This is a genomic window from Streptomyces sp. NPDC031121 (assembly GCF_055570615.1).
Window position 1 is genome coordinate 103,324 of record NZ_JBVIGV010000016.1, and the last position, 24,940, is coordinate 128,263.

Here is a 24,940-nt window from a genome sequence, read left to right on the forward strand (position 1 = left end):
AATCCCGCGCGCCCCCTGCGGCCCCGCCCGCCCCGGCGCCCCCCTCCGCCACCCCCACTGCCTGGATCCCGATGCCGCTCACCCTCGCCTCCCTCGTCCAGCACTCGGCGCTCAAGCTCGGCGTCCGGGCCGGGGAGGGGCGCCTGGACACGCCCGTGCGCTGGGCGCACGTCAGCGAGCTCGCCGACCCCGTCCCCTACATGGAGGGCGGGGAGCTGCTGCTGACCACCGCGATGAAGCTCGACGCGGCGGACCCGCAGGAGATGCGCCGCTACGTGCGCCGCCTCGCCGCGGCCGGCGTCGTCGGCATCGGCTTCGCCGTCGGCGTGAACCACGAGGAGATCCCGCAGGCGCTCGTCGACGCCGCCCGCGCCGAGGACCTGCCGCTGCTGGAGGTGCCCCGCAGGACCCCGTTCCTCGCCATCAGCAAGGCCGTCTCCGCCGCCCTCGCCGCCGACCAGTACCGGGCCGTCACCGCCGGCTTCGAGGCGCAGCGCGAGCTGACCCGGGCCGCGCTCACCGCTGACGGGCCCGCCGAGCTGCTGGCCCGGCTCGCCGCGCACGTGCACGGCTGGGCAGCCCTGTACGACACCTCGGGCGCCGTCGTCGCCGCCGCACCCGAGTGGGCCGCCCGGCGCGCCGCCCGGCTCACCCCCGACGTGGAGCGGCTGCGCGAGCGCCCCGCCCCCGCCAGCGCCGTCGTGGGCGGCGCGGAGGACCGCGTCGAGCTGCAGTCGCTCGGCACGGGCCGCCGGGCCCGCGGCGCCCTGGCCGTCGGCACCGGCGCCCCGCTGGGCACGGCCGAGCGGTACGCCGTCCACTCGGCGGTCGCCCTGCTGACCCTGACCACCGAGCGGTCCCGGTCCCTGCACGACGCCGAGTCCCGGCTGGGGGCGGCCGTCCTGCGGATGCTGCTGGCGGGGGAGGCGGACCACGCCCGTACCGTGGCCGGCGACCTGTACGGCACGCTGCTGGACGCGCCGTTCCGGATCGTCGTCGCCGAGCCCGCCCTGCCCGGCACCGCCCGGCCCGAGGGGCTCGCCCTCCTCGCCGACACCGTGGAGTCCGCGGCCGCCCGCGCCGGCGAGTCCCTGCTGCTGGTGCCCGAGCCCGGCCGCCTCACCGTCCTCGCCGCCGACGGCGGCGCCGCCGTACAGGCCTGCACCGGGCACGCCGAGGCGCTGGAGGCCCGGCGAGGCCGGGACGCCGCCGGGCCCGAGCCCGACGAGCCGGTGGTCGGGATGTCCGCGCCCGCCGGCGCCGCGGCCGTCGCGGCGGCCCTCAAGCAGGCCGACCAGGCGCTGGCCGTGGCCCGGCGGCGCGGCCGCCTTCTGGTGGAGCACGAGGACCTCGCGGCCGGGTCGGTGCTGCCGCTGCTCGCCGACGAGGCCGTACGGGCCTTCGCCGACGGCACCCTGCGGGCCCTGCGCGAACACGACGAGAAGGGCCGCGGCGATCTCGTGGCCTCCCTGCAGGCGTGGCTCTCCCGGCACGGGCAGTGGGACGCCGCCGCCGCCGACCTCGGCGTGCACCGGCACACCCTGCGCTACCGGATGCGGCGCGTCGAGGAGATCCTCGGCCGCTCCCTCGACGACCCGGACGTCCGCATGGAGCTGTGGCTCGCCCTCAAGGCCGGCTCCGCCCCCGCGTAGCCCGGCCCCGCCTGAAAACCGACAAAGCGGCGTGCCGCGGCAGCCGGGTACTCCACGGCGGACAAGCCGCGGATCGGGCCCCGACACCTACGGTGGTGTGGACAAGGATCCGCACACATCCGAAGGGCCGGGATTCGCATGACTTCCACCCACGCCTTCTGGCTCGCCGGCCGCCAGGCCACCGGCGAGGACAGCTTCGACGTCCACAACCCGTGGGACGGCCGCCTCGTCGGCACCGTCAGCGTCCCCACCGACGCGCAGGTCGAAGAGGCCGTGGCCGCGGCGTACGCCGTGACGGCGGAGTTCTCCGCGACCCCCGCCCACGTCCGGGCGGCCGCCCTGGACCACGTCTCCAAGCGCCTCGCCGAGCGCACAGAGGAGATCGCCCAGCTGATCTCCGCCGAGAACGGCAAGCCCGTCAAGTGGGCCCGCGGCGAGGTCGGCCGTGCGGTATCCGTCTTCCGCTTCGCGGCCGAGGAAGCCCGCCGCTTCAACGGCGGCGAGGCCCAGCGCCTCGACACCGACGCCGGCGGCACCGGCCGCCTGGCCCTGACCCGCCGCTTCGTCAAGGGCCCGGTCCTCGGCATCGCCCCGTTCAACTTCCCGCTGAACCTGTGCGCCCACAAGGTCGCCCCGGCCATCGCCGTCGGCGCGCCGATCATCCTCAAGCCGGCCCCCGCCACCCCGCTGTCCGGCCTGATCCTCGGCGAGCTGCTGGCCGAGACCGACCTGCCGGCCGGCTCCTGGTCCGTGCTGCCCGTCGCCAACGACAAGATGCCGGCCCTGGTCCAGGACGACCGCCTGCCCGTCATCTCCTTCACCGGCTCCGACAAGGTCGGCTACGCCATCCAGCAGTCCGTGCCGCACAAGCACTGCACCCTGGAGCTCGGCGGCAACGCCGCGGCCGTCGTCCTCGCCGACTGGTCCTCCGACGCCGACCTCGACTGGGCCGCGACCCGCATCGCGACCTTCTCGAACTACCAGGCCGGCCAGTCCTGCATCTCCGTGCAGCGCGTGATCGCCGACGCCTCCGTCTACGACCGCCTCGTCGAGAAGGTCGTCGCCCAGGTGCAGGCGCAGGTCACCGGCGACCCGTCCGACGACGCCACCGACGTCGGCCCGCTCGTCTCCGAGGACGCCGCCAAGCGCGTCGAGTCCTGGGTCGACGAGGCCGTCGCCGCCGGCGCCAAGCTGCTCACCGGCGGCAAGCGCGAGGGCGCCTCGTACGAGCCGACGGTCCTCGCCGACCTGCCCGACGGCGTGACCCTCGCCTGCGAGGAGGTCTTCGGCCCGGTCCTGACCCTGCACCGCGTCGAAAACACCGACGAGGCCTTCGCCAAGGTCAACGACTCGAAGTTCGGCCTCCAGACCGGCGTCTTCACCCACGACGTCCAGACCGCCTTCCGCGCCCACCGCGAGCTGGAGGTCGGCGGCGTGGTCATCGGCGACGCCCCGTCCTACCGTGCCGACCAGATGCCGTACGGCGGCGTCAAGCAGTCCGGCGTCGGCCGCGAGGGCGTCCGCTACGCGATGGACGACTACACCTACGAGCGCGTCCTGGTCCTGACGAACCTGGCCCTCTGACGCCCCCGAGAACCGACGGCCGGAGCCCACTGTGCGGGGGCTCCGGCCGTCCCCCTTTAGCCCATCTGACCTGCGAAAACAGTCGCATCTTGGCTGAATCTCCCGAACGCGTGGGGACACCGGCTCAGCGGTCTTGGCCAAGGTGAGCGTGCTTCCGCGACCGGTTGCTACGCCTCACGCGCGCGGGAAGCAGCGTCCTGCAACTCTTGGCGCACTCCACGAGCGCCCACCGCTGCCAAGGCCCACAGGGCGCTGATGGATTGCGCATGCTCCCACGGCGGCCCCGACCTCTCCGGTGGCAGGAAAGGCACGACGGCCACGTCGACGTCCGAGAAGGCACGGTGCTCGACGTAGCGCATGCCGCCGCGGCCGCACAGGTACGTCCTGCAGTGCGCTGCCGCGGTGAGGTCCGCGAGGCGCGTGGATCGGCCGGTGCGAGCGGTCAGTGCACTGCTGCGGACGGCCGTCCCGGACCACCCCAAGGCCGCCAGAAGCGCCAACGTCGATGCCTCCGCCACAGCAGCCGTCCGCTTCGTGGAGTTGAATTCCTCCAGCGCCCGGTCCACGACCGCCCTTACGGCGGGCCAGTTCGAGCTCCGCCCGTACGCCTGGTGGGTGAGCTGCTGGACCCGCCGTCGGCAGCGTTCGGGATCGGCAAGCCGCGCATCGCGGATCAGCGTGTTGCGCCCCTGCGGCAGGTGGGTGGCCAGGGACAGCCACCGTCTGTCGCCAGGGTCTGCCATGGCGGCCAGCCGGGCCCGGTGCTGGTAGTCCCGGCGGGCGAACTGGACGTCGTCCAGGACGATCCACACATCCGATGCAAACAGCTTCGCCAGCGTGGACAGCCGTGGGAAGAAGTTCGGCTGGTGGATCGAGCACACTGCCCACGGAGGAGCGGCGTCAGGAACTGATGAGCCTGCTGTCGAAACCGGCGCGCAGGAGGCGCTCGTACGCGTCATGGACATCCCCCGGTACGTCCTGCTCGACGGCGAAGCCGAGCGCCGGGTACTCGATGACCCGTTGCAAGTCGCCCACGAGCATGTCTACGACGAGCTTCTCGTCGCCGATGGACTTGATGTAGTCGTCGAACTCCAGCGGCTCGGAGGCACAGACGACCTCGACCTCCGGCCAGAGCTTGCGGCACGTGGCGTACGAGCGGCGCTCCATGTACGGCTTGGAGATCAGGAGCAGCGACTCCACCTCCACGCCAGCCTCGCGCAACACCTCTCGGGACAGCGTGATGTTCTGGCCGGTGTTCCCGGCCTCGGTCTCCAGCAAGATCGCCTCGTCGGGCACGCCCAAGTCGAGGGCGTGCTCGCGGTAGTGGACTGCCTCGCCGCGGGGGAAGCGGACCGCTGTGGTCGGGCTGTTTCCGCCGCTGAAGACGACGACGGGGAACAGGCCGGCCCCATAGAGGTCGGCGGTGGCGGTGGCGACACCGAGATCATGGCTGCCCAGGCCGATGGCCGCCGAGCAGGGGCGTACCTCGTGGCCCATCTGGTGATAGCGCCAGATCAGCACGGCGTCGTTCCACTGCTCGTCGGTGATGGTGCGCTCTGCATGGTCCGGCACGGGGACTCCCTCGATCATCGTTGCCTTCACCTCGACACGAGGGTCCGCGGGTCTTCGTACGACCGCCGGATTCCCCCGATGCTGCGGAGCTGGTGGCTCAGGCCGTGCTGGGAGGCCATGCGCGCCGCGTCGTCGAGGACGGTCAACCCATCATCGCGGGTGGCTGGGTCGGACAGAAGGATGTGCGAGTACGCGGTGTCCAGCCGGACGCGCTGCATGGGGGAGTCGACGGATCCGGTCGAGCGGGCGATGTCGATGTAGTGCAGCGCCTCACCGAGCTCAGCGGCCCCGCGATGCGCCAAGGCGAGCTTCTGGTGGGCGACCGACCAGTCCTCGGGCTCGCCCAGCTCCTCGAAGTCCCTGATCGCGGAACGCATGACCTTGGTGGCGTACTCGTTCTCGCCGTGCTTGCTGAGGGCTGTGCCCACCCAGAGGCGGGCGCGGGCCCGGTCGCGGTGGCTGAGACGGTCGTCAGTGGCCAACTGCTCGTACTGGCGTGCCGAGGCTTCGAGCTGCCCGGCCATCTCCGTGACCACGGCGAGGGAGAGTTCGATCTGTGCCGTGCGTCGCGGGATGGCCAGGTCGTGGAACAAGCGGTGCGCGCGCAGGTAGGAGTGGCGCGCGGAGAGCGGACCGAGGATGGCGCCCTGGTCGCGCTGTAAGTCCCCGAGGAGGACGAGGGAGCGGCCGTAGAGGTAGGCGCCCTTGTCGTCGAGGCCGCGTGGCTCGTGGCGGCTAAGCCACCTGCTCAGCAGGTCCGAGGCGAAGGTGAAGCGCTGGTGACTGAGGCAGACGATGGCACGGTCGATGTCCTCCGTCCATGCCTCGTGATCCACGGACGGGGCGGTCCGCCGGCCGTGCAATGCCTCCTCGAAGCGTGCGTGCGCAGCCTCGTCGGCCCGGGCGAGGGCAGTGTCGAGGATGGCCTGTGTGTCGGGGCGCGGGTGGGTGTCCGCACCGTGCTTCTCCCACTTGGCCACGGTGCGCAGCGCCACGCCCAGGTGCTCGGCGAAGGCGCGGGTGCTCATCCGGAGTGCCGAGCGCAGTGCTTTGGCCTCTCGGCCGGTCCATTGCTGCACGCTGACCACGGGCTGCCTCCCTCCGCCGCGTATCGAAGCACGCCGAGCGCGCGCGAGGGGCGGGAAGTGCAACGGAAGTACAACAGACGGTCATTTCGAGGCCGTTCAGTCACCGGGACGCTCAGTGCATGGAACCCATCACGGAACACCGCGAGGTCGGTGAGGTCCGCGTCTACGGCTACCTGCGCCATACGACTGGCTCGGCGGCCCGCCACACGGCCCTGGTCGACTCCCTCGCCGAATACTGCCTCCAGCACGAGTTGACGCTGCATGGCGTCTTCACCGAGCGCGAGGCGACCACGAACCCGCTTGCCCCGGCCCTCGTCGGCCTCCTCGACGTCCTCGCCCTGGCCGACACGTATGGCGTGGTCGTGCCTTCGCGCAGCCACCTGGGGCCCACGGGGCTCGCCGCCGAGCGCGAGCGCCGCATTGAGGAGGCCGGGGCCTCCCTGATCGCCGTCCGCGGAAGCAGCCCCCGACTGGGGAGGGAGCGCCCAGCCGGGGCCCGGTCGGTCGTCCGGCAACGGGGAGGGGTCTGATGTCATTCCGCGACGCTCTGAGGAGCGCGGCCCACGTCGACAAGCTCCCCGATCTCCGCCTCCTTCCTCTCGGCCAGGACTGGGACGTGGTGCGGGTACCGGCAGAGACCGGCCTCCTCGCACTCGCCCGGCTCCGGGCCGCCGGGGAGGAACTCGGCCCGGTGCTGTACGACCGCCTGAGTCAGCGCCTGTACTTCGCCGTACCCACCGGGAGCGGCGACCTGTGGCAGGACCTGCCCGTGCACCTGCTCGGCACCGGTTCCTGGCTCGTTGCACCGGACCCGACCTGCTCGGACGGCCACACCGGCGGATGGTGCGAGCTGCCCGACGACGAGACGCTCACCGGCCCCGCTGCTCTCCGCGGTGCCCTGGAGCCACTGCAAGCCGATCCCGTACGCCACCTCACCGCCGTACTGGAGGAGACACCGCCATGGACACCCTGGAACGTGCCCGTCTCGACAACTACTTCGAGCGCATCGCCAGCCGCTTCACGCCTGCTGAGCGCCCTGCCTCGGTCCTGATCACGCACGTGCTGCCCGAGAGGCCCGCCTTCGTGCGCGGCGTGGGCACGGTCACCGACCTGCGGACCGTCCTGCCCAAGCCGAAGTCGGTCGACCCGCACGCCCTGCGCCAGATCGAGGACGACGGGTACGGCTGCGCCGAACTGTCACGCGAGCTGTTCGCCGACCCCGACCGGGCGCTCGGCTTCCTGGAGGCGCGCGCCGCAGGCCGGCCGGTCGTGCTGCTCGATGTCGGCGGCTACTTCGCGCACACGCTCGGCGCGCTTTGTGACCGCTTCTCCGGCCAGATCATCGGCGTCGTCGAGGACACGGAGAACGGCCACCGCCGGTACGCCGAACTCGACAAGCTGCCCTGTCCCGTCGTCTCCGTGGCCCGCTCGCCGCTGAAGGACCCCGAGGACTACCTCGTCGGACAGTCGATCGTCTTCTCGACCGAGGCGCTCATGCGCTCCCGTGGCGACATCATGATCGGCCGGTCTGCCCTCGTGATCGGCTTCGGCAAGCTCGGCTCCAGCATCGCCCGCCTGCTCCACGGCAAGGGCGTACAGGTCACCGTCCATGACATCGACCCCGTCAAGCGCACCCAGGCCCTCTCACAAGGCTTCGCGGTGACAGCCGACCGCGATGCCGGCCTCGCCGAGGCCGGACTCGTCCTGTGTGCCACCGGCTCCCTGGCACTCCGAGGCCAGGACTTCCCGCGGCTGCGTTCCGGCGCCTACGTCGCCACGGTGACCAGCAGTGAGGACGAGCTCGAGCTCGCCGGGCTGGCGCCCATCTACCAGCGCGTCCACGTCGGCGAGCACGTCACCCGCTATCTGACCGCCGAGCACCACTTCGACCTGCTCAACGGCGGCAACGCCGTCAACTTCCTGCACGGCGCCAGCGTGGGCCCGTTCATCTTCCTCGTCCAGGCCGAGATACTCGCCGCTTCCGCCGCCCTCGCCCGCGGCGGCCTGGAGCCCGGCATGCACGAGATCAGCCCCACCGACCGCGCCGCCATCGCCGCGACCTGGCTCGACCACTTCCACCACTGAGGAGACGCCTTGCCCATCAAGCCTGACCACATCCGCGAGACGCTCGACGAGTACCTCCACGCCCATCCCGACGAGAAGTGGCGCCTCGCGCCCGTCGGTGAACTCCTCGACGCAGGCCGCGACGTCACCAGTCGCAAGACCTTCGACGGCCACCTCACTGCTGGAGCGATTCTTGCCGACCCCGCCGGCCGCGTGCTTCTGATCAAGCACCGCGCGCTGAACCGCTGGCTGCTCCCCGGCGGCCACTTGGAGCCGCAGGACAGCAGCCTCCTTGAGGCCGCACAGCGCGAGCTCACCGAGGAGACCGGCATCTCGGCCTCGGTGGTGATCCCGGCCGGCCGCAGCCCCCTCCACATCGACGCCCACCACATCCCCGCCAACCCGGCCAAGGACGAGCCGAGCCACCGCCACTTCGACTTCCGCTTCCTCTTCCGCACGCACTCCGACGCGGTCGAGCTCCAGGAAGAGGAGGTCACGGCGGCGGCCTGGCGCTACGCATACGAAATCGAGAACGAGACTCTGCGCACGCGCGTTCTCGAAGCCCTGCGCTGAAGCATGCCTGAGCGGCCTGGTCCCGACCTACGCGGTAGGGGTGGGACCAGACGGCCTGGGTTCGCGGACAGCCTCGGTGAAGGTGACCTCATCTGAACGACTTCACGGTTGTCGTTGATCCGGGCCGCGAGGCCTTTTATGGACTCGCTGTCGAAGTAGTACGGGGACGGCCAGTCCAGGACTTCGCCCGACGGGGGCCACAGCCTGACCACCGAGCCGTGGAAGTCCGGGAGCGGAGCGAGGCCTTGGCGTGTACCGGTCTCCAGCGCATCGGGGTCCGGTGCCGTCCTGCAAGGGGCGGTTACCAGGCGGTCGTCATAGTCACCGAAAGGGCGCCTGCGAGTCTCGCGTGTTCCCGGAGTGTGTTCCCGCGGGAACACGGATCGGGTGGATGCGGCCTGATGGGTGAAGGTGCGGGCCGAAACGCTGGGCATTTGCGCAGGTGAGAGAGAAGCCGCAGGTCAGCGGCACCCAACAGGGCTACTGTGCGGGGGCTCCGGCCGTCCCCCTTTTCCCGGCCGTCCCGCGCCGCCGTCGGGGCGGTGCGGGCGGCCGTTTGGCGGGGGGAATCGCCCGGGTGGGGGGTTCCGGCTTTTCCCGGGGGGCTTCCGGGGGTACGACTCACAGGCAGCACCCACCGGTAGCGTCCCCACTTCGGCGGCGAGGTGAGCCCCCGCATGTCCGCAACACAGCCCGCACAGCCCAAGGTGACCGAGCGCGAGGCCAGGCAGGTCGCGGAGGCGGCCAGGGAACAGGACTGGCGCAAACCGAGCTTCGCCAAGGAGCTCTTCCTCGGCAGGTTCCGGCTCGACCTGATCCATCCGCACCCGCAGCCCGCCGACGAGGACGTCAGGCGCGGCGAGGCCTTCCTCGCCCGGCTGCGCACCTTCTGCGAGACCCGCATCGACGGCGCCCGCATCGAGCGCGAGGCGAAGATCCCCGACGAGACCGTGCGCGGGCTCAAGGAGCTCGGCGCCCTCGGCATGAAGATCGACCCCAAGTACGGGGGCCTCGGCCTGACCCAGGTGTACTACAACAAGGCCCTCGCCCTCGTCGGCACCGCCAGCCCGGCCATCGGCGCCCTGCTCTCCGCGCACCAGTCCATCGGCGTGCCACAGCCGCTCAAGATGTTCGGCACCCAGGAGCAGAAGGAAGCGTTCCTGCCGCGCTGCGCGACCACCGCCATCAGCGCCTTCCTCCTCACGGAGCCCGACGTCGGCTCCGACCCGGCGCGCCTGGCGACCACCGCCGTCCCCGACGGCGACGACGCCTACGTCCTCGACGGCGTGAAGCTGTGGACCACCAACGGCGTCGTCGCCGACCTGCTCGTCGTCATGGCGCGCGTCCCGAAGTCGGAGAACCACCGCGGCGGCATCACCGCCTTCGTCGTGGAGGCCGACTCGCCCGGCATCACCGTCGAGCACCGCAACGCCTTCATGGGCCTGCGCGGCCTGGAGAACGGCGTCACCCGCTTCCACCGGGTCCGCGTGCCCGCCGCCAACCGCATCGGCGCCGAGGGCTCCGGCCTGAAGATCGCGCTGACCACCCTCAACACCGGGCGGCTGTCCCTGCCCGCCATGTGCGTCGGCGCCGGCAAGTGGTGCCTGAAGATCGCACGCGAGTGGTCCGGCGTACGCGAGCAGTGGGGCCGCCCCGTCGGTCGCCACGAGGCCGTCGGCTCCAAGATCGCCTTCATTGCGGCGACCACCTTCGCGCTGGAGGCCGTCGTCGACCTCGCCTCCCAGATGGCCGACGAGGACCGCAACGACATCCGCATCGAAGCCGCCCTCGCCAAGCTCTACGGCTCGGAGATGGCCTGCCTCATGGCCGACGAGCTGGTCCAGATCCGGGGCGGCCGCGGCTTCGAGACCGCCGACTCCCTCGCCGCCCGCGGCGAGCGCGCCGTACCCGCCGAGCAGATGCTGCGGGACCTGCGCATCAACCGGATCTTCGAGGGATCCACCGAGATCATGCACCTCCTCATCGCCCGCGAGGCCGTCGACGCCCACCTCTCCGTCGCCGGCGACCTCATCGACCCCGACAAGGACCTCGGCGACAAGGCCAAGGCGGGCGCCCGCGCGGCCGGCTTCTACGCCCGCTGGCTGCCCCGGCTCGCCGCCGGCGCCGGACAGGTCCCGGGCACCTACCGGGAGTTCCACCCCTCCGGACACCCCGACCTCGCCACCCACCTGCGCTACGTCGAGCGCAGCGCCCGCAAACTCGCCCGCTCCACCTTCTACGCCATGTCCCGCTGGCAGGGCCGCATGGAGACCAAGCAGGGCTTCCTCGGCCGCGTCGTCGACATCGGGGCCGAGCTGTTCGCCATGAGCGCGGCCTGCGTCCGCGCCGAGCACCTGCGGGCCGCCGGCGACCACGGCCGCGAGGCCTACCAGCTCGCCGACGCCTTCTGCCGGCAGTCCCGCATCCGCGTCGAGGAGCTGTTCGGACGGCTGTGGAGCAACACCGACGACCTCGACCGCAAGGTCGTCGAGGGGGTCCTCTCCGGCACCTACACCTGGCTGGAGGAGGGCGCCTACGACCCCTCCGGCGACGGCCCGTGGATCGCCGACGCCGCCCCCGGCCCCTCCGCCCGCGAGAACGTGCACCGCCCCTTCCGCTGACCCTGAGATCATCGCCGGACGCCGCAGCAGGCGTACACCACCGGCGAAGGGGAATCGGATGCATGTGCACGTCCAGAACGCCGGAAACGCCGAAAACGCCGACAGGGAGAGCCGGCGGCTCGCCTGGTGCGTGGCGCTCCTCCTGCGCCACGCACCGGACGCCGTCGCCCCGAGCCTGTGGGCGCGCCTCGACGCTCCCGCGCGCCGCTTCCTCTGCCGCGACGAGCGCCTCCCGGCCTCCGCCGTCACCCTGCTGCTGCGCGGCGGAGGCGAGGAGGACCGCCGCACCGTCGCCCGCAACCCGCACGTCCTGGGCCGCCCCCTGCCGGGCCTGCCCGGGCCCGCACGCTACGCCGCCCGCCCCGCCCCCGCCGCCGCGCTCGTGGCGACCCTCGGCTCCGAACTCGGACGGCCCGTGCGGCCGCCGCTCGCCGGCACCGAGACCCTCGCCCTGCTGCGCCTGCACGGCAGCCGCCGACCCAGGATCCCGCTGGACGTCCTGCGGCTGGGCGGGCCGCCCGCCCCCGCGCTGCTGCTGCGCGAGCACGCCCGCGAGCCGCTGCCGCCCGGCTCCGTCGAGGCCCTGCTGCTGGCCGGCGGCCTCGACGCCGCCACCGCCCTCGCCCTCCTCGACACCCGCGCCGCACCCGCGTACGGAGCCGACTGGCACCGGCCCGCCGTCCGCGCCGTCCGCGCCGGCATCCTCACCTTCGACGAGCTCGCCGCCGGCGTCGCCCCCGCCCACCGCGCGCTGCTCCTCGGCCGGGCCCGCACCTCCGGCCGGCTCGGCTGGAACCTGGCCGAACAGGCGGGGATGCGGGCCGCCCTGACCCGCGTGCTGCGCCCGCGCCTCGGCGACGACCCGCGGCTGTGGGCCGAGCTGGAGCGCCACGCCCCCGCCTTCCCGGGCACACTGCCCGAACTCGCGGACGCGGCCGCCGCCGGCACCGCCGCGGCCGCCGGCGCCCCCGGCCCGCGCCCGCCGGAGCACATACCCGGGCTCGCGGAGGCCGTCGCCGACCTGGCCCCCGGCCCGCCCCCGGCCGGCGGCGGCGTCCACCGCGAGCTGGCCCTGGCGAGCCTCGCCGTCCCCAACGCCATGGGCGACCTCCGCGAGGACATCCGCTGGGTCCGCGCCTGCCTGGACCGCGGCCTGCTCACCGGCACCGACATCGTCCGCCACAAGGCCCCGGCCGCCTGGGCGCTGGACGAGGACCACTGGCTGGGCGAGGTGGACGGCCCCGACCGGCACGACCGCCCCGCCGCCTTCCTCGCCGCCCGCGCCGAGGCCGAACGGCTCCTCGACGCCGCGCTCGGCACCGACCCCGGCGCCTGGTGGGACACCGCCCGCGCCCTGCCCGACTTCGCGGGGACGCTGCCCGAGCTGCTCGCCGCGGTCGTCAGCGGCGACTACCGGGAGGGCGTGTCCGACCGCTCCTGACGTGACGCGACAATGGGGGGATGAGCGACAGTCCAGCCCCCCTTGCCGATCCGCACCTCCTCTTCGACGCCGCGGACGGCCGACGGGACATCGTCATCCTCGGCTCCACCGGGTCCATCGGAACCCAGGCCATCGACCTCGCCCTGCGCAACCCGGACCGGTTCCGGGTCACCGCGCTGTCGGCCGCCGGCGGGCGCACCGGGCTGCTCGCCGAGCAGGCCCGGCGGCTGCGCGTCAGGGCCGTGGCCGTGGCCCGGGAGGACGCCGTACCGGCCCTGAAGGAGGCGCTGGCCGAGCAGTACGGCGCATCCGAGCCGCTGCCGGAGATCCTCGCCGGGCCGGACGCGGCCACCGAACTCGCCGCCTCCGAGTGCCACACCGTCCTCAACGGCATCACCGGCTCCATCGGCCTCGCGCCGACCCTGGCCGCGCTCCGGGCGGGCCGCACCCTCGCCCTGGCCAACAAGGAGTCGCTGATCGTCGGCGGGCCGCTGGTCAAGGAGCTCGCGCAGCCCGGCCAGATCATCCCCGTGGACTCCGAGCACGCGGCCCTCTTCCAGGCCCTCGCCGCGGGCACCCGCGCCGACGTCCGCAAGCTCGTCGTCACCGCCTCCGGCGGGCCCTTCCGCGGCCGCACCCGCGCCGAGCTGGCCTCCGTCACCGTCGAGGACGCCCTGGCGCACCCCACCTGGGCGATGGGCCCGGTCATCACCGTCAACTCGGCGACCCTCGTCAACAAGGGGCTGGAGGTCATCGAGGCGCACCTGCTCTACGACATCCCCTTCGACCGCATCGAGGTCGTCGTCCACCCGCAGTCCTACGTCCACTCGATGGTGGAGTTCTCCGACGGCTCCACCCTCGCCCAGGCCACCCCGCCGGACATGCGCGGCCCCATCGCGATCGGCCTCGGCTGGCCGCAGCGCGTCCCCGACGCCGCCCCCGCCTTCGACTGGACCAAGGCCTCGACCTGGGAGTTCTTCCCGCTCGACACCGAGGCGTTCCCCGCCGTGGACCTCGCCCGGCACGTGGGCACCCTGGGCTCCACCGCGCCCGCCGTCTTCAATGCGGCGAACGAGGAGTGCGTGGACGCCTTCCTGGCCGGTCGGCTGCCGTTCACGGCAATCATGGATACGGTCTCTGCCGTGGTCGATGAGCACGGGACGCCGGACGCGGGAACTTCCCTCACCGTCGCGGACGTCCTCGAAGCGGAGACCTGGGCCAGGGCCCGGGCACGGGAGATGGCGGCCGGAGCCGCCGTGGAGGCGCGCGCATGACAGCACTCATGACGGTGCTCGGCATACTCATCTTCGTTGTCGGGCTGCTCGTCTCCATCGCCTGGCACGAGCTCGGCCACCTCTCCACGGCCAAGCTCTTCGGCATCCGGGTGCCCCAGTACATGGTCGGCTTCGGGCCGACCATCTGGTCCCGGCACAAGGGCGAGACGGAGTACGGCATCAAGGCCATCCCGATGGGCGGCTACATCCGCATGATCGGGATGTTCCCCCCGGGCGAGGACGGCAAGATCAGCTCCCGCTCGACCTCGCCCGTCCGGTCGATGATCGAGGACGCCCGCTCCGCCGCCTACGAGGAGCTCCAGCCGGGCGACGAGACACGGCTCTTCTACACGCGCAGGCCGTGGAAGCGCGTGATCGTCATGTTCGCCGGACCGTTCATGAACCTGGTCCTCGCGCTCGCGGTCTTCTTCGGCGTCTGGATGACCTTCGGGATCAACCGCACCACCACCGAGGTCGCCTCCGTCTCGCCCTGCGTCATCCAGCAGAGCGAGAAGCGGGACGTCTGCAAGGAGGGCGACCCGGTCGCCCCGGCGAAGGCCGCCGGCCTGCTCCCGGAGGACCGGATCGTCGCCTTCAACGGCCGCGCCGTCACAGACTGGTCGGTCCTGCAGCAGCGCATCCGCGACACCATCGGCCCGGCCACCGTCACCGTGGAGCGGGACGGGCAGCGCCTGACGCTGCCCGTCACCCTCATCGAGAACAAGGTCGCCAAGACCGACGGCCACGGCGGCTACGTCAAGGGCCAGTACGTGACCGCCGGCTGGCTCGGCTTCAGCCCGAAGAACGAGACCGCGGCCCTCGGCTTCGGCGAGTCCGTCGAGCACATGGGCCAGGAGGTCGGCCGCAGCGTCGACGGCCTGCTCGCCCTGCCCAGCAAGATCCCGGCCCTGTGGAACGCCGCCTTCGACGGCGGCGAGCGCGAGGCCGACTCCCCGATGGGCATCGTCGGCGCCGCCCGCATCAGCGGCGAGATCGCCACCCTCGACATCCCCGCCGAGCAGCGGCTGGTGTTCTTCCTCGGCCTCGTCGGCTACTTCAACCTCTCGCTCTTCCTATTCAACATGCTCCCGCTGCTCCCGCTCGACGGCGGGCACATCGCCGGAGCCCTGTGGGAGTCCCTCCGGCGGAACGCCGCCCGCCTCTTCCGCCGCCCCGACCCCGGCCCCTTCGACGTGGCGAAGCTGATGCCCGCCGCGTACGTCGTCGCCGGCGTCTTCGTCTGCTTCACGCTGCTGGTGCTCGTCGCCGACGTCGTGAACCCCATCCGCATCACCTGACACGCACATACCCCGTACGGGCGTACGCGCGTACGGACGCCGACCGTGAGGAGCCGGGCACGAAGCGTGCCCGGCTCCCCGCGTTCGGGTGTCCCGGGCCCTCGGATGCGGGTGCGGCCCCCTCGTTGGCGTAATCTCGAAGACCGGAGCCCGCCGATCTCGGGACCTCGATCCACACCTTGGGGTTGCACAGCAGATGACTGCCATCTCTCTCGGAATGCCGTCCGTGCCGACGAAGCTCGCCGACCGCAGGGTCAGCCGCAAGATCCAGGTCGGCACGGTGGCCGTCGGCGGGGACGCGCCCATCTCGGTGCAGTCCATGACCACGACCCGCACCTCCGACATCGGCGCCACCCTCCAGCAGATCGCCGAGCTGACCGCGTCCGGCTGCGAGATCGTCCGCGTCGCCTGCCCGACCCAGGACGACGCCGACGCCCTCGCCGTCATCGCGAAGAAGTCGCAGATCCCCGTGATCGCCGACATCCACTTCCAGCCCAAGTACGTCTTCGCGGCGATCGACGCCGGCTGCGCCGCCGTCCGCGTGAACCCGGGCAACATCAAGCAGTTCGACGACAAGGTCAAGGAGATCGCCAAGGCCGCCGGCGACGCCGGCACCCCGATCCGCATCGGCGTCAACGCCGGCTCCCTCGACCGCCGCCTGCTGCAGAAGTACGGCAAGGCCACCCCCGAGGCGCTCGTCGAGTCCGCCCTGTGGGAGGCGTCCCTCTTCGAGGAGCACGGCTTCCGCGACATCAAGATCTCGGTCAAGCACAACGACCCGGTCGTCATGGTCAACGCCTACCGCCAGCTGGCCGCCCAGTGCGACTACCCGCTGCACCTCGGCGTCACCGAGGCCGGCCCCGCCTTCCAGGGCACCATCAAGTCGGCCGTCGCCTTCGGCGCCCTGCTCTCCGAGGGCATCGGCGACACCATCCGCGTCTCCCTCTCCGCCCCGCCGGTCGAGGAGGTCAAGGTCGGCCGCCAGATCCTGGAGTCCCTCAACCTCAAGCCGCGCCGCCTGGAGATCGTCTCCTGCCCCTCCTGCGGCCGCGCCCAGGTCGACGTCTACAAGCTGGCCGAGGAGGTCACCGCCGGCCTGACCGGCATGGAGGTCCCGCTGCGCGTCGCCGTCATGGGCTGCGTCGTCAACGGCCCCGGCGAGGCCCGCGAGGCCGACCTCGGCGTCGCCTCCGGCAACGGCAAGGGCCAGATCTTCGTCAAGGGCGAGGTCATCAAGACCGTCCCCGAATCCAAGATCGTGGAGACCCTCATCGAAGAGGCCATGAAGATCGCCGAGCAGATGGAGAAGGACGGCGTCGCCTCCGGCGAGCCCACCGTCGCCATCGGCGCCTGACCACCGGCAACACCCGCGCCACCCCGGCCCCCGGCCCCGTCCCCGCAGCTCGCGGACGGGGCCGGCGGCATTCCGGCACCCGGCCGGACCAGGCGGCCCCGACCCGCGGCGGGTAGAGTTCGGAGATCAGCAGCCCTGCATGTGAGGCCCCAGTGTTGACGCAGACCACCACCCGGGTCCTTGGGCCCGGCGATCTCGACGCCGCCCTCGCCGTCCTCGGACGCGAGCCGGTCGAGAACGCCTTCGTCACCTCCCGCGTCCAGGTCGCCGGCCTCGACCCCTGGCGCCTCGGCGGCGAGATGTGGGGCTACTACGCCGACGGCGAGCTCCGCTCCCTCTGCTACGCCGGCGCCAACCTCGTCCCCGTCTGCGCCCCGCCCGACGCCGTCCGCGCCTTCGCCGACCGGGCCCGCCGCACCGGCCGCCGCTGCTCCTCCATCGTCGGCCCCGCCGAAGCCACCGGACTGCTGTGGCGGCTCCTGGAACCCAGCTGGGGGCCCGCCCGCGAGGTCCGCGCCCACCAGCCGCTCATGGTCACCGAGCAGCCCTCCGCCGACGTCCGCCCCGATCCGCTCGTCCGCCGGATCCGCAAGGACGAGATGGACCTGATCATGCCCGCCTGCGTGGCCATGTTCACCGAGGAGGTCGGCATCTCCCCGCTCGCCGGGGACGGCGGGCTCCTCTACCAGGCCCGCGTCGCCGAACTCGTCGGATCCGGCCGCTCCTTCGCCCGCGTCGAGGACGGCAAGGTCGTCTTCAAGGCCGAGATCGGCGCCGCCACCCCCGCCGCCTGCCAGATCCAGGGCGTCTGGGTCGCCCCCGAGTTCCGCGGCCGCGGCCACTCCGAGACCGGCATGGCCGCCGTCGTCGCCTACGCGCTGCGCGACGTCGCCCCCGTGGTCAGCCTGTACGTCAACGACTACAACACCGCGGCGCGCGCCGCCTACCGCCGCGTCGGCTTCCGCGAGGTCGGCGCGTTCATGAGCGTCCTGTTCTAGCTCCCGGGCGTACCGGCCCGCCACGACCGCCGAGTAAGGTCGCCGCATGCTGCCTACTTCCGGAGGCGACGGCCCCGCCCGGCCCGCCGGCCTGACCCTCGGCCCCCTCGACCTCGCCGCCCGCGTGGACGAGGCCCTGCGCGTGCAGGCGGTGGCCTTCGGCCTCAGCGAGGAGGAGGTCGGCATCCGCCGGTACATCGTCCAACGCCACATGACCTGCCGCGGCGCCCGCGCCCTCGGTGCGTTCACCGACGACGGGGCGCTCGCCGGGTTCGTGTACGGCATGCCGAACGACCGCGCCTACTGGTGGTCCTCGATCGTCGAGCCCTACCTGCGCTCCGAGGGCCACGACGGCTGGCTCGACGGCTCCTTCGTCATCACCGAGCTGCACGTCCACCCCGGCTTCCAGGGCCGCGGCGTCGGCCGCGCCCTCATCACCCGGATCACCGACAGCGCCGCCGAGCCCCGCTCGATCCTCTCCGCGATCGACGCCGAGAGCCCGGCCCGCCGGCTCTACCGCTCCCTCGGCTACACCGACCTCGCCCGCCAGGTCCACTTCCCGAGCGCGAGCCTCCCGTACGCCGTCATGGGCGCCCCCCTGCCGCTGCGCCGGCCCTGAAATCCCTTCGGCGGCCCCGCCGCCGCCCGGTAGCCTCGCCGCATGGCAACGCAACACGTGCAGCGCATGTCCCGGCTGATGGCGCGGACCCTCCGCGAGGACCCGGCCGACGCCGAAACCCTCAGCCACCGCCTCCTCGTCCGCGCCGGGTACGTCCGCCGGAGCTCCGCCGGGGTGTGGACGTGGCTGCCGCTCGGCAAGCGCGTCCTGGAGAACGTCTCGCGCATCGTCCGCGAGGAGATGGACGCCATCGGCGGCCAGGAGGTGCTGCTGCCCGCGCTGCTGCCGAGGGAGCCGTACGAGACCAGCGGGCGCTGGTCCGAATACGGCGACCTGCTCTTCCGGCTCAAGGACCGCAAGGGCGCCGACTACCTCCTCGGGCCCACCCACGAGGAGATCTTCACCCTGCTGGTGAAGGACCAGTGCACCTCCTACAAGGACCTGCCGGTCATCCTCTACCAGATCCAGACGAAGTACCGCGACGAGGCCCGGCCGCGCTCCGGCGTGCTGCGCGGGCGCGAGTTCCAGATGAAGGACTCGTACTCCTTCGACGTCGGCGACGAGGGCCTGGCCGAGTCGTACGCCCTGCACCGGGCCGCCTACCAGCGCATCTTCACCCGGCTGGGGCTCGACCACCGGATCGTCTCGGCGGTGTCCGGGGCGATGGGCGGCTCCGCGTCCGAGGAGTTCCTCGCACCGGCGGCCGCCGGCGAGGACACGTTCGCCGACTGCCCGGCCTGCGGGTACGCGGCGAACACCGAGGCGGTGACGTTCCCCCCGGCCGGGGAGGGCGCGGTCGGGGCGGGGGAGCACCCGCCGCTGGAGGAGATCCCCACCCCCGACACCCCGACCATCGAGACGCTCGCCGCCCACCTGGGCGTGCCGGCGTCCGCGACGCTGAAGAACCTCCTGGTCAAGGTGGACGGCGAGATCACTGCGGTGGGCGTACCCGGCGACCGGGAGGTCGACCTCGGCAAGCTCGCCGAACACCTCGCGCCCGCCGCGGTCGAACTCGTCACCGCCGACGACTTCGCCGACCGCCCCGACCTGGTACGCGGGTACGTCGGCCCGCAGGGCCTCGGGAAGGTCCGCTACCTCGCCGACCCGCGCGTCGCACCCGGCACGGCCTGGGTGACCGGTGCGAACAAGCCCGACACGCACGCCCGGAACGTGGTCTGCGGCCGCGACTTCCAGGTCGACCGCCACCTCGACGTCGCCGTCGTGGAGCCCGGCGACCCCTGCCCGCAGTGCGGAGCCGGACTGCGGCTCGACCGCGCGATCGAGGTCGGCCACATCTTCCAGCTCGGCCGCAAGTACGCCGACGCCTTCGGGCTCGACGTGCTGGGGCGCGAGGGCAGGCCGGTGCGGGTCACCATGGGCAGCTACGGCATCGGCGTCTCGCGCGCCGTCGCCGCCCTCGCCGAGCAGACCGCCGACGAGCGGGGGCTGTCCTGGCCGGCGGAGGTCGCCCCGGCCGACGTCCACGTCGTCGCGGCGGGCAAGGCCGTGCAGCTCGCGCTGGCCGAACAGGCCGCGGAGGCGCTGGCCGCGTCCGGGCGGCGCGTCCTCCTGGACGACCGGGCCGGGCTCTCGCCCGGCGTGAAGCTGACCGACGCGGAGCTGATCGGCGTGCCGTGGATTCTGGTGGCGGGGCGCCGGGCGGGGGAGTCCGTGGTCGAACTCCAGCACCGCGCCACCGGCACCCGCGAGGAACTCCCCCTCTCCGAGGCCCTGACCCGCCTGACGCCCTGACCCCCGGGGGCCGGGGCGGCCGCTGCGCGGGGCCGAACCGGTGGCCCCACCGCCGGCGTGGTTCCCGCGTGGCTCCGCCCCGCGGCGCCTCAACCGCCGGCGGGGCCGCGATGTGCCGCTGCGCGGCACTGCGGCGGGTCGGCGGTTGAGTGCGCGGCGTCGCCCCGGCGCTGCGCACGGGCCGGCGGTCGTGGCTCGCGGCTCACCGTGTGGGGGGTGGGGGTGAGCCGTTTACCTGCGGGGGTGGTCCGGGGTGCGTTTCCTCCGGGGAGTCGCTGGGGGTGACCGGGGCATCGGGTGTGTGCTCGCCGGTGGGGGGTGTCGTCGTCCGGGCCGGGGTTTCGGCTGCGGCAGGTGGGGCCGCTTCCACTGCGCGCGGGGTGTGCGGGGGTGCTTCGATCGGTCGGTCCGGGGATGGGGGGCCCTCCACCGCCGCAGGCGGCTCGGGTCTCGGGGCGGCCTGCGCCGACCGGTCGGCCGCTGCCGGGGTGGGCTTGGGCTGGCTGTCGGGGGTGGTGCGTTCCAGGAAGCGGAGGAGTTCCACCGGGAACGGGAGGACCAGGGTGGAGTTCTTCTCCGCTGCCACCGCCACCACCGTCTGGAGGAGGCGGAGTTGGAGGGCGGCCGGCTGGTCCGACATGACGGCCGCCGCTTCGGCGAGCTTGCGGGAGGCCTGGAGTTCCGCGTCCGCGTTGATGACGCGTGCCCGGCGTTCGCGGTCGGCCTCGGCCTGGCGGGCCATGGAGCGTTTCATCGTCTCCGGGAGGGAGACGTCCTTGATCTCGACACGGTCGATCTGGACGCCCCAGCCGACCGCGGGGCTGTCGATCATCAGTTCCAGGCCCTCGTTGAGCTTCTCCCGGTTGGACAGCAGGTCGTCGAGGTCGGACTTGCCGATGATGGAGCGGAGTGAGGTCTGCGCCATCTGGGAGACGGCGAAGCGGTAGTCCTCGACCTTGATGATCGCGCTCGCCGGGTCGACGACCTTGAAGTAGACGACGGCGTCGACGCGGACCGTGACGTTGTCCCTGGTGATGCCCTCCTGGGCGGGCACGGGCATCGTCACGATCTGCATGTTGACCTTGTGGAGCCGGTCCACCACCGGGACGATCAGGGTGAAGCCCGGTGGTCGGATGCCTTCCCTCAGGCGGCCGAAGCGGAGCACGACGCCCCGCTCGTACTGCCTGACGATGCGTGCGGCGGCGGCGGTGGCGATCGCGAGCCCGGCGCCCGCAGCGATCGCCGCGGTCAGCAGTTCCTGGAGCATGACGGCCTCCCTCAGGGTTGCCCGTGGCCACAAGGGCGCCCCTTATGTACCGGTATGCCCTAAAGCCAGGCGGCGAACTCCAGCAGGAGCTCCGCATCGCGCCGCCGTCCCGCGGCCAGGGCGCGGGTGCCCGACTCCACCGCCCGGAAGAGCGTCCAGCCCCGCAGCCGCTCCCGGTCCACCTCCAGGCTGTCGGCCAGCTTGTTCACCCTGCGCCGGGCGCCCGCGGCCCCCGCCGACGAGGCGACCTGGTCCTCCAGCCGGTCCCGGACCAGCCGGGCCAGGTCGTACGCGCGCTCGCCGACCACCGGCTCCGGGCCCACCGCCAGCCACGGCGCCCGGTCGCCGGCCAGCACCTTGCCCTGCCGGAAGTTGCCGTGCAGGAGCAGCTGCTCCCCGGCCGGTACCGCCGTCAGCTCCTCCCGGGCCGCGAGCGCCGCCTCCGCCAGGGCCGCGGATCCCGCTCCCGCCGCCGCGCGCAGCGCCCCGGCCTGCCGGGCCGTCCGCTCGGCGACCGTCTCGAAGGGGTGCCCGTCCGGCGGCGCCACCCACAGCCGCCGCAGCGTCCCGCACGCCTCCAGCAGCGCCTTCGCCTCGGGCAGCGAGCGCAGGGACACCTCCGGCTGCAGCCGCTCCAGCAGCAGTGCGCCGTCCTCGGAGTGGTGTCGGGTGTCGAGGACCCGTACGGCCCCGAAGCCGCCCCAGTGGGCGAGCGCGGCCAGCTCGCGGTCCGGCCGCGCCTGCGGGGGAGCGAGCTTCAGCACGGCCGGCGTGCCGTCCTCGTACTGCACCAGCAGCACCAGGCTGCTGCGCCCGCCGGGAGCCTGGACCCGCTGGGCCCGTACCGCACGCCGGGCCAGTGCCGCCTCGGCCAGCCCGGGCAGCGCCTCCAGCCAGCCGGCCGCGCTGCCGTCCCCGTCCGGCGTCTCGCCGAGCGCCCGTACGAGCCGCTGCGGCGGTTCGAAAGCCATGCCTGCGTGTTCCCCTTCAGCTGTCACCGGCGGGCCGTGCGCGTTCCGCGAGCCCAGGGAAGGCTACGCCGCCGCCGCGCCAGCGCGCCGCGCGGACCGCCGCAGCGCTCAGTGCGTCGGCCGCCTCGCGGCGCAGCGGGCCGTCCGCCGCGCGCACCAGGTCGGCGTACGCGCCGGCCACCCGGTCCTCGATCTCCGCGGCGAGCCGCTCGGCGTCGCCGGCGACGCGCACCTCGTACGGGAGCGCGTACGCCGGATCGGAGGGCCGGGGGGAGCCGCCCAGGTCGCGCACGGCGCGCGCCAGCGCGTCGCGGCGCGCGAGGTGGCCGCCGTGCGCCTCGCGGGCCTCGCCCGCCCGCCCGCCGGCGCGGGCGCCGACGACCCCGTACCCGTAGACGGCGGCGTGCTCGGCGGCGAGGGCCGCCTGGGCGGCGTCGAGGGCGCGGCCGGCGGGGGAGGACGAGGGCTTCACGAGGCGGCTCCCGGGGCGGGGGTCAGCAGGTGGACGTGGACGGCGCCGCAGGCGGCGACCGAGGCCAGCATGCGGGCCAGCTCGCCGGGGGCGCCTGCCAGGGCGGCCGTGCGGGCCTCGGACAGGGCCTGCTCGGCGTCCGCGAGGGCAGCCAGCGCCTTCTCCGGCTCCGGCGGGACCTGCACCCCGCCGGCGGCCGGGGCCCCGCCCGGGGACGGCGTGCCCGACGGCGTGCCCGACGCCGGTCCGGAGGCGGCCCCCGCCGCCTTCCCCGAGGCCTCGCCGGCCCCGCCCGGGGCGCCCGGCCACGCCAGCGCCCCCGCGTGCGCGGCGACGGCGGAGCGCAGCGGGGCGAGGCGGCCGGCCAGGGCGGGGTGGGCGGCGGCGGTGGCGTCGTAACGTTCCAGCAGCCGTTCGCTGTCCCGGACGGCCGATGCGCGCATGCGCCGTTCGAGTGCGGCGCCGCTCGGCGGGGCCGGCGGGCGGGAGCCGCCGGAGCACCCGGTGGCCAGTGCCGCGCCGGCCGCGGCGGCCGCGCCGGAGAGCAGGCTCCTGCGCGAGGGTCCGGTGGGAGGGGTCCAGGGCACGGCGGCGTCCTCGGGGGTGGGGAAGGGCAGGGTGTGATCACGGTACCCGGGGGCTTGTCCACAGGACGGACGGCAACACCCTCCGCGACCGGATACCCTTTGGTCTGACACGCGACGTAACCCACAACAGCACACGCGGCCGAGGAGTCACCCGGATGAGCACCACCCAGAGCGACAGGCTGCGCGGATTGCTGGAGCCGCTCGTCGCCGCCAGGGGCCTTGATCTCGAGGACATCGAGCTGTCGAAGGCCGGCAAGCGCCGGATGCTGCGCATCATCGTGGATTCCGACGAGGGCGTGGAACTGGACGCGTGTGCCGAGCTGAGCCGCGAGGTCTCCGACAGGCTGGACGAGACCGACGCGATGGGCGAGGGCGAGTACGTCCTGGAGGTGAGCTCGCCGGGCGCCGACCGCCCGCTGACCGAGCACCGCCACTACGTCCGGGCGATCGGCCGCCTCGTGAAGTTCCAGCTGTCCGAGGGCGGGGAACTGATCGCCCGCATTCTCGGCGTCGACGACGAGGGCATGGACCTGGAGGTCCCCGGCGTGAAGGGCCGCAAGGCGACCGCGCGCCGCATCGCGTTCGCGGACGTCGCCAGGGCGCGTGTCGAGATCGAGTTCAACCGCAAGGACAAGAAGGAAGAGGAGGCGTAGCCGTGGACATCGACATGAGTGCCCTGCGGGGTCTGGTCCGGGAGAAGGAGATCTCCTTCGACCTGCTCGTCGAGGCGATCGAGTCGGCCCTCCTCATCGCGTACCACCGCACCGAGGGCAGCTTCCGCCGGGCGCGTGTGGAGCTGGACCGCACCAACGGGCACGTCGTCGTGTGGGCGACGGAGGACCCGCGGGACCTGGAGGAGGGGCAGGAGCCCAAGGAGTTCGACGACACGCCGTCGGACTTCGGGCGGATCGCCGCGACGACCGCCAAGCAGGTGATCCTCCAGCGTCTGCGCGACGCCGAGGACGACCTGACGTTCGGCGAGTTCGCCGGCCGCGAGGGCGACGTCATGACGGGCGTCGTCCAGCAGGGCAAGGACCCCAAGAACGTCCTCGTCGACATCGGCAAGCTGGAGGCCATCCTGCCGGTGCAGGAGCAGGTCCCCGGCGAGGAGTACCCGCACGGGCTGCGCCTCAAGGCGTACGTCGTCCGGGTGGCGAAGGGCGTGCGCGGCCCGTCCGTGACGCTGTCGCGGACCCACCCCAACCTGGTGAAGAAGCTCTTCGCGCTGGAGGTCCCGGAGATCGCGGACGGCAGCGTCGAGATCGCGGCGATCGCCCGCGAGGCCGGCCACCGCACCAAGATCGCCGTGCGGTCGACGCGCTCGGGCCTCAACCCGAAGGGCGCCTGCATCGGCCCGATGGGCGCCCGCGTGCGCAACGTCATGGCCGAGCTGCACGGCGAGAAGATCGACATCGTCGACTGGTCGGACGACCCGGCGGAGATGGTGGCCAACGCCCTGTCACCCGCTCGGGTGAGCAAGGTGGAGGTCGTCGACTGGGACTCGCGCTCCGCGCGGGTGACCGTCCCCGACTACCAGCTGTCGCTCGCCATCGGCAAGGAGGGCCAGAACGCCCGCCTCGCCGCGCGGCTGACCGGCTGGCGCATCGACATCCGCCCCGACACGGAGGCGTCCCCGGACGCCGGCCGGGCCCGGGACGGGGAATAAAACCGCTACCCGCGGGCGCTGCCCTGCGGGTACACAGTTCAAGACAGCAGATCGCGACAACGTCCGTTCGATTTTGCGCCCGAAGGG

23 protein-coding genes are annotated in these 24,940 nt (G+C 73.1%); 16 read left to right on the forward strand and 7 right to left on the reverse strand.

Annotation, left to right across the window (positions count from 1 at the left end; genetic code table 11):
• The first annotated feature begins 71 nt into the window (after positions 1-71).
• Complete coding sequence (locus tag ACZ462_RS27365; protein WP_467807401.1) at positions 72-1,652, forward strand: PucR family transcriptional regulator; 1,581 nt, start codon at positions 72-74, stop codon at positions 1,650-1,652.
• 138 nt (positions 1,653-1,790) lie between these two features.
• On the forward strand, positions 1,791-3,236 hold the full coding sequence (locus ACZ462_RS27370) for an aldehyde dehydrogenase family protein (protein ID WP_467807399.1): 1,446 nt from the start codon (positions 1,791-1,793) through the stop codon (positions 3,234-3,236).
• A gap of 167 nt (positions 3,237-3,403) precedes the next feature.
• On the opposite strand, the gene ACZ462_RS27375 is transcribed toward ACZ462_RS27370, so the two are convergent.
• Genes ACZ462_RS27375 through ACZ462_RS27385 form a run of 3 tightly spaced genes read right to left on the reverse strand, consistent with a single transcriptional unit; the run spans position 3,404 to position 5,896 of the window.
• Positions 3,404-4,117: a WbqC family protein gene (locus ACZ462_RS27375; protein WP_467807398.1), complete on the reverse strand. Its 714-nt coding sequence runs from the start codon at positions 4,115-4,117 to the stop codon at positions 3,404-3,406.
• A gap of 19 nt (positions 4,118-4,136) precedes the next feature.
• On the reverse strand, positions 4,137-4,826 hold the full coding sequence (locus tag ACZ462_RS27380) for a YdcF family protein (protein ID WP_467807396.1): 690 nt from the start codon (positions 4,824-4,826) through the stop codon (positions 4,137-4,139).
• Between the two features lie 8 nt (positions 4,827-4,834).
• Positions 4,835-5,896, reverse strand: coding sequence for a helix-turn-helix domain-containing protein (locus ACZ462_RS27385; protein WP_467807395.1), 1,062 nt, complete (start codon positions 5,894-5,896; stop codon positions 4,835-4,837).
• A gap of 119 nt (positions 5,897-6,015) precedes the next feature.
• Between ACZ462_RS27385 and ACZ462_RS27390 the strand changes: the two genes are divergently transcribed.
• The 12 genes from ACZ462_RS27390 (at position 6,016) to ACZ462_RS27445 (ending at position 19,890) form a co-directional block, all read left to right on the forward strand.
• Positions 6,016-6,426 carry a hypothetical protein gene (locus ACZ462_RS27390; protein WP_467807394.1) on the forward strand — a complete coding sequence of 137 codons (411 nt, stop codon included), beginning with the start codon at positions 6,016-6,018 and terminating at the stop codon, positions 6,424-6,426.
• A complete protein-coding gene (locus ACZ462_RS27395; protein ID WP_467807392.1) occupies positions 6,426-6,947 on the forward strand; it encodes a hypothetical protein in 522 nt (173 codons plus the stop codon). Before ACZ462_RS27390 ends, ACZ462_RS27395 begins: the two co-directional genes overlap by 1 nt.
• Entirely contained in the window at positions 6,857-7,981 is a 1,125-nt protein-coding gene (locus tag ACZ462_RS27400; protein WP_467807391.1) for a Rossmann-fold NAD(P)-binding domain-containing protein, read from the forward strand. Before ACZ462_RS27395 ends, ACZ462_RS27400 begins: the two co-directional genes overlap by 91 nt.
• 9 nt (positions 7,982-7,990) lie before the next feature.
• Positions 7,991-8,533, forward strand: a complete 543-nt coding sequence (locus ACZ462_RS27405; protein ID WP_467807390.1) for an NUDIX hydrolase — start codon at positions 7,991-7,993, stop codon at positions 8,531-8,533.
• Positions 8,534-9,210: 677 nt separating this feature from the next.
• Complete coding sequence (locus ACZ462_RS27410) at positions 9,211-11,154, forward strand: acyl-CoA dehydrogenase family protein (RefSeq protein WP_467807389.1); 1,944 nt, start codon at positions 9,211-9,213, stop codon at positions 11,152-11,154.
• 58 nt (positions 11,155-11,212) lie between these two features.
• Complete coding sequence (locus ACZ462_RS27415) at positions 11,213-12,595, forward strand: hypothetical protein (protein WP_467807388.1); 1,383 nt, start codon at positions 11,213-11,215, stop codon at positions 12,593-12,595.
• A gap of 20 nt (positions 12,596-12,615) precedes the next feature.
• On the forward strand, positions 12,616-13,869 hold the full coding sequence (gene dxr, locus ACZ462_RS27420) for a 1-deoxy-D-xylulose-5-phosphate reductoisomerase (protein ID WP_467807386.1): 1,254 nt from the start codon (positions 12,616-12,618) through the stop codon (positions 13,867-13,869).
• On the forward strand, positions 13,866-15,167 hold the full coding sequence (locus ACZ462_RS27425; RefSeq protein WP_467807385.1) for a M50 family metallopeptidase: 1,302 nt from the start codon (positions 13,866-13,868) through the stop codon (positions 15,165-15,167). Before dxr ends, ACZ462_RS27425 begins: the two co-directional genes overlap by 4 nt.
• A gap of 196 nt (positions 15,168-15,363) precedes the next feature.
• Positions 15,364-16,521, forward strand: a complete 1,158-nt coding sequence (ispG, locus tag ACZ462_RS27430) for a flavodoxin-dependent (E)-4-hydroxy-3-methylbut-2-enyl-diphosphate synthase (protein WP_114054427.1) — start codon at positions 15,364-15,366, stop codon at positions 16,519-16,521.
• A gap of 152 nt (positions 16,522-16,673) precedes the next feature.
• Positions 16,674-17,519 carry a GNAT family N-acetyltransferase gene (locus ACZ462_RS27435; protein ID WP_467807384.1) on the forward strand — a complete coding sequence of 282 codons (846 nt, stop codon included), beginning with the start codon at positions 16,674-16,676 and terminating at the stop codon, positions 17,517-17,519.
• A 46-nt stretch (positions 17,520-17,565) separates the two neighbouring features.
• Positions 17,566-18,138, forward strand: a complete 573-nt coding sequence (locus ACZ462_RS27440) for a GNAT family N-acetyltransferase (protein ID WP_467807382.1) — start codon at positions 17,566-17,568, stop codon at positions 18,136-18,138.
• Between the two features lie 42 nt (positions 18,139-18,180).
• Entirely contained in the window at positions 18,181-19,890 is a 1,710-nt protein-coding gene (locus ACZ462_RS27445) for a proline--tRNA ligase (protein ID WP_467807381.1), read from the forward strand.
• 202 nt (positions 19,891-20,092) lie between these two features.
• Here the strand turns inward: ACZ462_RS27445 and ACZ462_RS27450 are convergent, their stop codons facing one another.
• From ACZ462_RS27450 to ACZ462_RS27465, 4 genes are read right to left on the reverse strand one after another with little or no spacing between them, the layout of a single operon-like run.
• Positions 20,093-21,157 carry a slipin family protein gene (locus ACZ462_RS27450; protein ID WP_467807379.1) on the reverse strand — a complete coding sequence of 355 codons (1,065 nt, stop codon included), beginning with the start codon at positions 21,155-21,157 and terminating at the stop codon, positions 20,093-20,095.
• A 59-nt stretch (positions 21,158-21,216) separates the two neighbouring features.
• Positions 21,217-22,128 carry an aminoglycoside phosphotransferase family protein gene (locus ACZ462_RS27455; protein WP_467807378.1) on the reverse strand — a complete coding sequence of 304 codons (912 nt, stop codon included), beginning with the start codon at positions 22,126-22,128 and terminating at the stop codon, positions 21,217-21,219.
• Between the two features lie 16 nt (positions 22,129-22,144).
• Positions 22,145-22,600 (reverse strand): DUF4439 domain-containing protein, encoded by a 456-nt coding sequence (locus ACZ462_RS27460; RefSeq protein WP_467807377.1) that lies wholly within the window; start codon positions 22,598-22,600, stop codon positions 22,145-22,147.
• Positions 22,597-23,187, reverse strand: a complete 591-nt coding sequence (locus tag ACZ462_RS27465; protein ID WP_467807376.1) for a hypothetical protein — start codon at positions 23,185-23,187, stop codon at positions 22,597-22,599. Before ACZ462_RS27465 ends, ACZ462_RS27460 begins: the two co-directional genes overlap by 4 nt.
• Before the next feature lie 155 nt (positions 23,188-23,342).
• Here ACZ462_RS27465 and rimP point away from each other — a divergent pair, with 155 nt between their 5' ends.
• Positions 23,343-23,840 (forward strand): ribosome maturation factor RimP, encoded by a 498-nt coding sequence (rimP, locus tag ACZ462_RS27470; protein WP_467807375.1) that lies wholly within the window; start codon positions 23,343-23,345, stop codon positions 23,838-23,840.
• A gap of 2 nt (positions 23,841-23,842) precedes the next feature.
• Complete coding sequence (nusA, locus tag ACZ462_RS27475) at positions 23,843-24,853, forward strand: transcription termination factor NusA (protein ID WP_467807374.1); 1,011 nt, start codon at positions 23,843-23,845, stop codon at positions 24,851-24,853.
• The last annotated feature ends 87 nt before the right edge of the window (positions 24,854-24,940 follow it).

Excerpts from the sequence above, each read along its gene's own strand:
- ACZ462_RS27440 (WP_467807382.1), top strand. The coding sequence starts at position 17,566 with ATGCTGCCTACTTCCGGAGGCGACGGCCCCGCCCGGCCCGCCGGCCTG.
- ACZ462_RS27390 (WP_467807394.1), top strand. The coding sequence starts at position 6,016 with ATGGAACCCATCACGGAACACCGCGAGGTCGGTGAGGTCCGCGTCTAC.
- ACZ462_RS27365 (WP_467807401.1), top strand. The coding sequence starts at position 72 with ATGCCGCTCACCCTCGCCTCCCTCGTCCAGCACTCGGCGCTCAAGCTC.
- ACZ462_RS27450 (WP_467807379.1), bottom strand. The coding sequence starts at position 21,157 with ATGCTCCAGGAACTGCTGACCGCGGCGATCGCTGCGGGCGCCGGGCTC.
- ACZ462_RS27425 (WP_467807385.1), top strand. The coding sequence starts at position 13,866 with ATGACAGCACTCATGACGGTGCTCGGCATACTCATCTTCGTTGTCGGG.
- rimP (WP_467807375.1), top strand. The coding sequence starts at position 23,343 with ATGAGCACCACCCAGAGCGACAGGCTGCGCGGATTGCTGGAGCCGCTC.
- ACZ462_RS27395 (WP_467807392.1), top strand. The coding sequence starts at position 6,426 with ATGTCATTCCGCGACGCTCTGAGGAGCGCGGCCCACGTCGACAAGCTC.
- ACZ462_RS27370 (WP_467807399.1), top strand. The coding sequence starts at position 1,791 with ATGACTTCCACCCACGCCTTCTGGCTCGCCGGCCGCCAGGCCACCGGC.
- ACZ462_RS27410 (WP_467807389.1), top strand. The coding sequence starts at position 9,211 with ATGTCCGCAACACAGCCCGCACAGCCCAAGGTGACCGAGCGCGAGGCC.
- dxr (WP_467807386.1), top strand. The coding sequence starts at position 12,616 with ATGAGCGACAGTCCAGCCCCCCTTGCCGATCCGCACCTCCTCTTCGAC.
- ACZ462_RS27380 (WP_467807396.1), bottom strand. The coding sequence starts at position 4,826 with ATGATCGAGGGAGTCCCCGTGCCGGACCATGCAGAGCGCACCATCACC.
- ACZ462_RS27400 (WP_467807391.1), top strand. The coding sequence starts at position 6,857 with ATGGACACCCTGGAACGTGCCCGTCTCGACAACTACTTCGAGCGCATC.
- ispG (WP_114054427.1), top strand. The coding sequence starts at position 15,364 with ATGACTGCCATCTCTCTCGGAATGCCGTCCGTGCCGACGAAGCTCGCC.
- ACZ462_RS27445 (WP_467807381.1), top strand. The coding sequence starts at position 18,181 with ATGGCAACGCAACACGTGCAGCGCATGTCCCGGCTGATGGCGCGGACC.
- ACZ462_RS27415 (WP_467807388.1), top strand. The coding sequence starts at position 11,213 with ATGCATGTGCACGTCCAGAACGCCGGAAACGCCGAAAACGCCGACAGG.
- ACZ462_RS27455 (WP_467807378.1), bottom strand. The coding sequence starts at position 22,128 with ATGGCTTTCGAACCGCCGCAGCGGCTCGTACGGGCGCTCGGCGAGACG.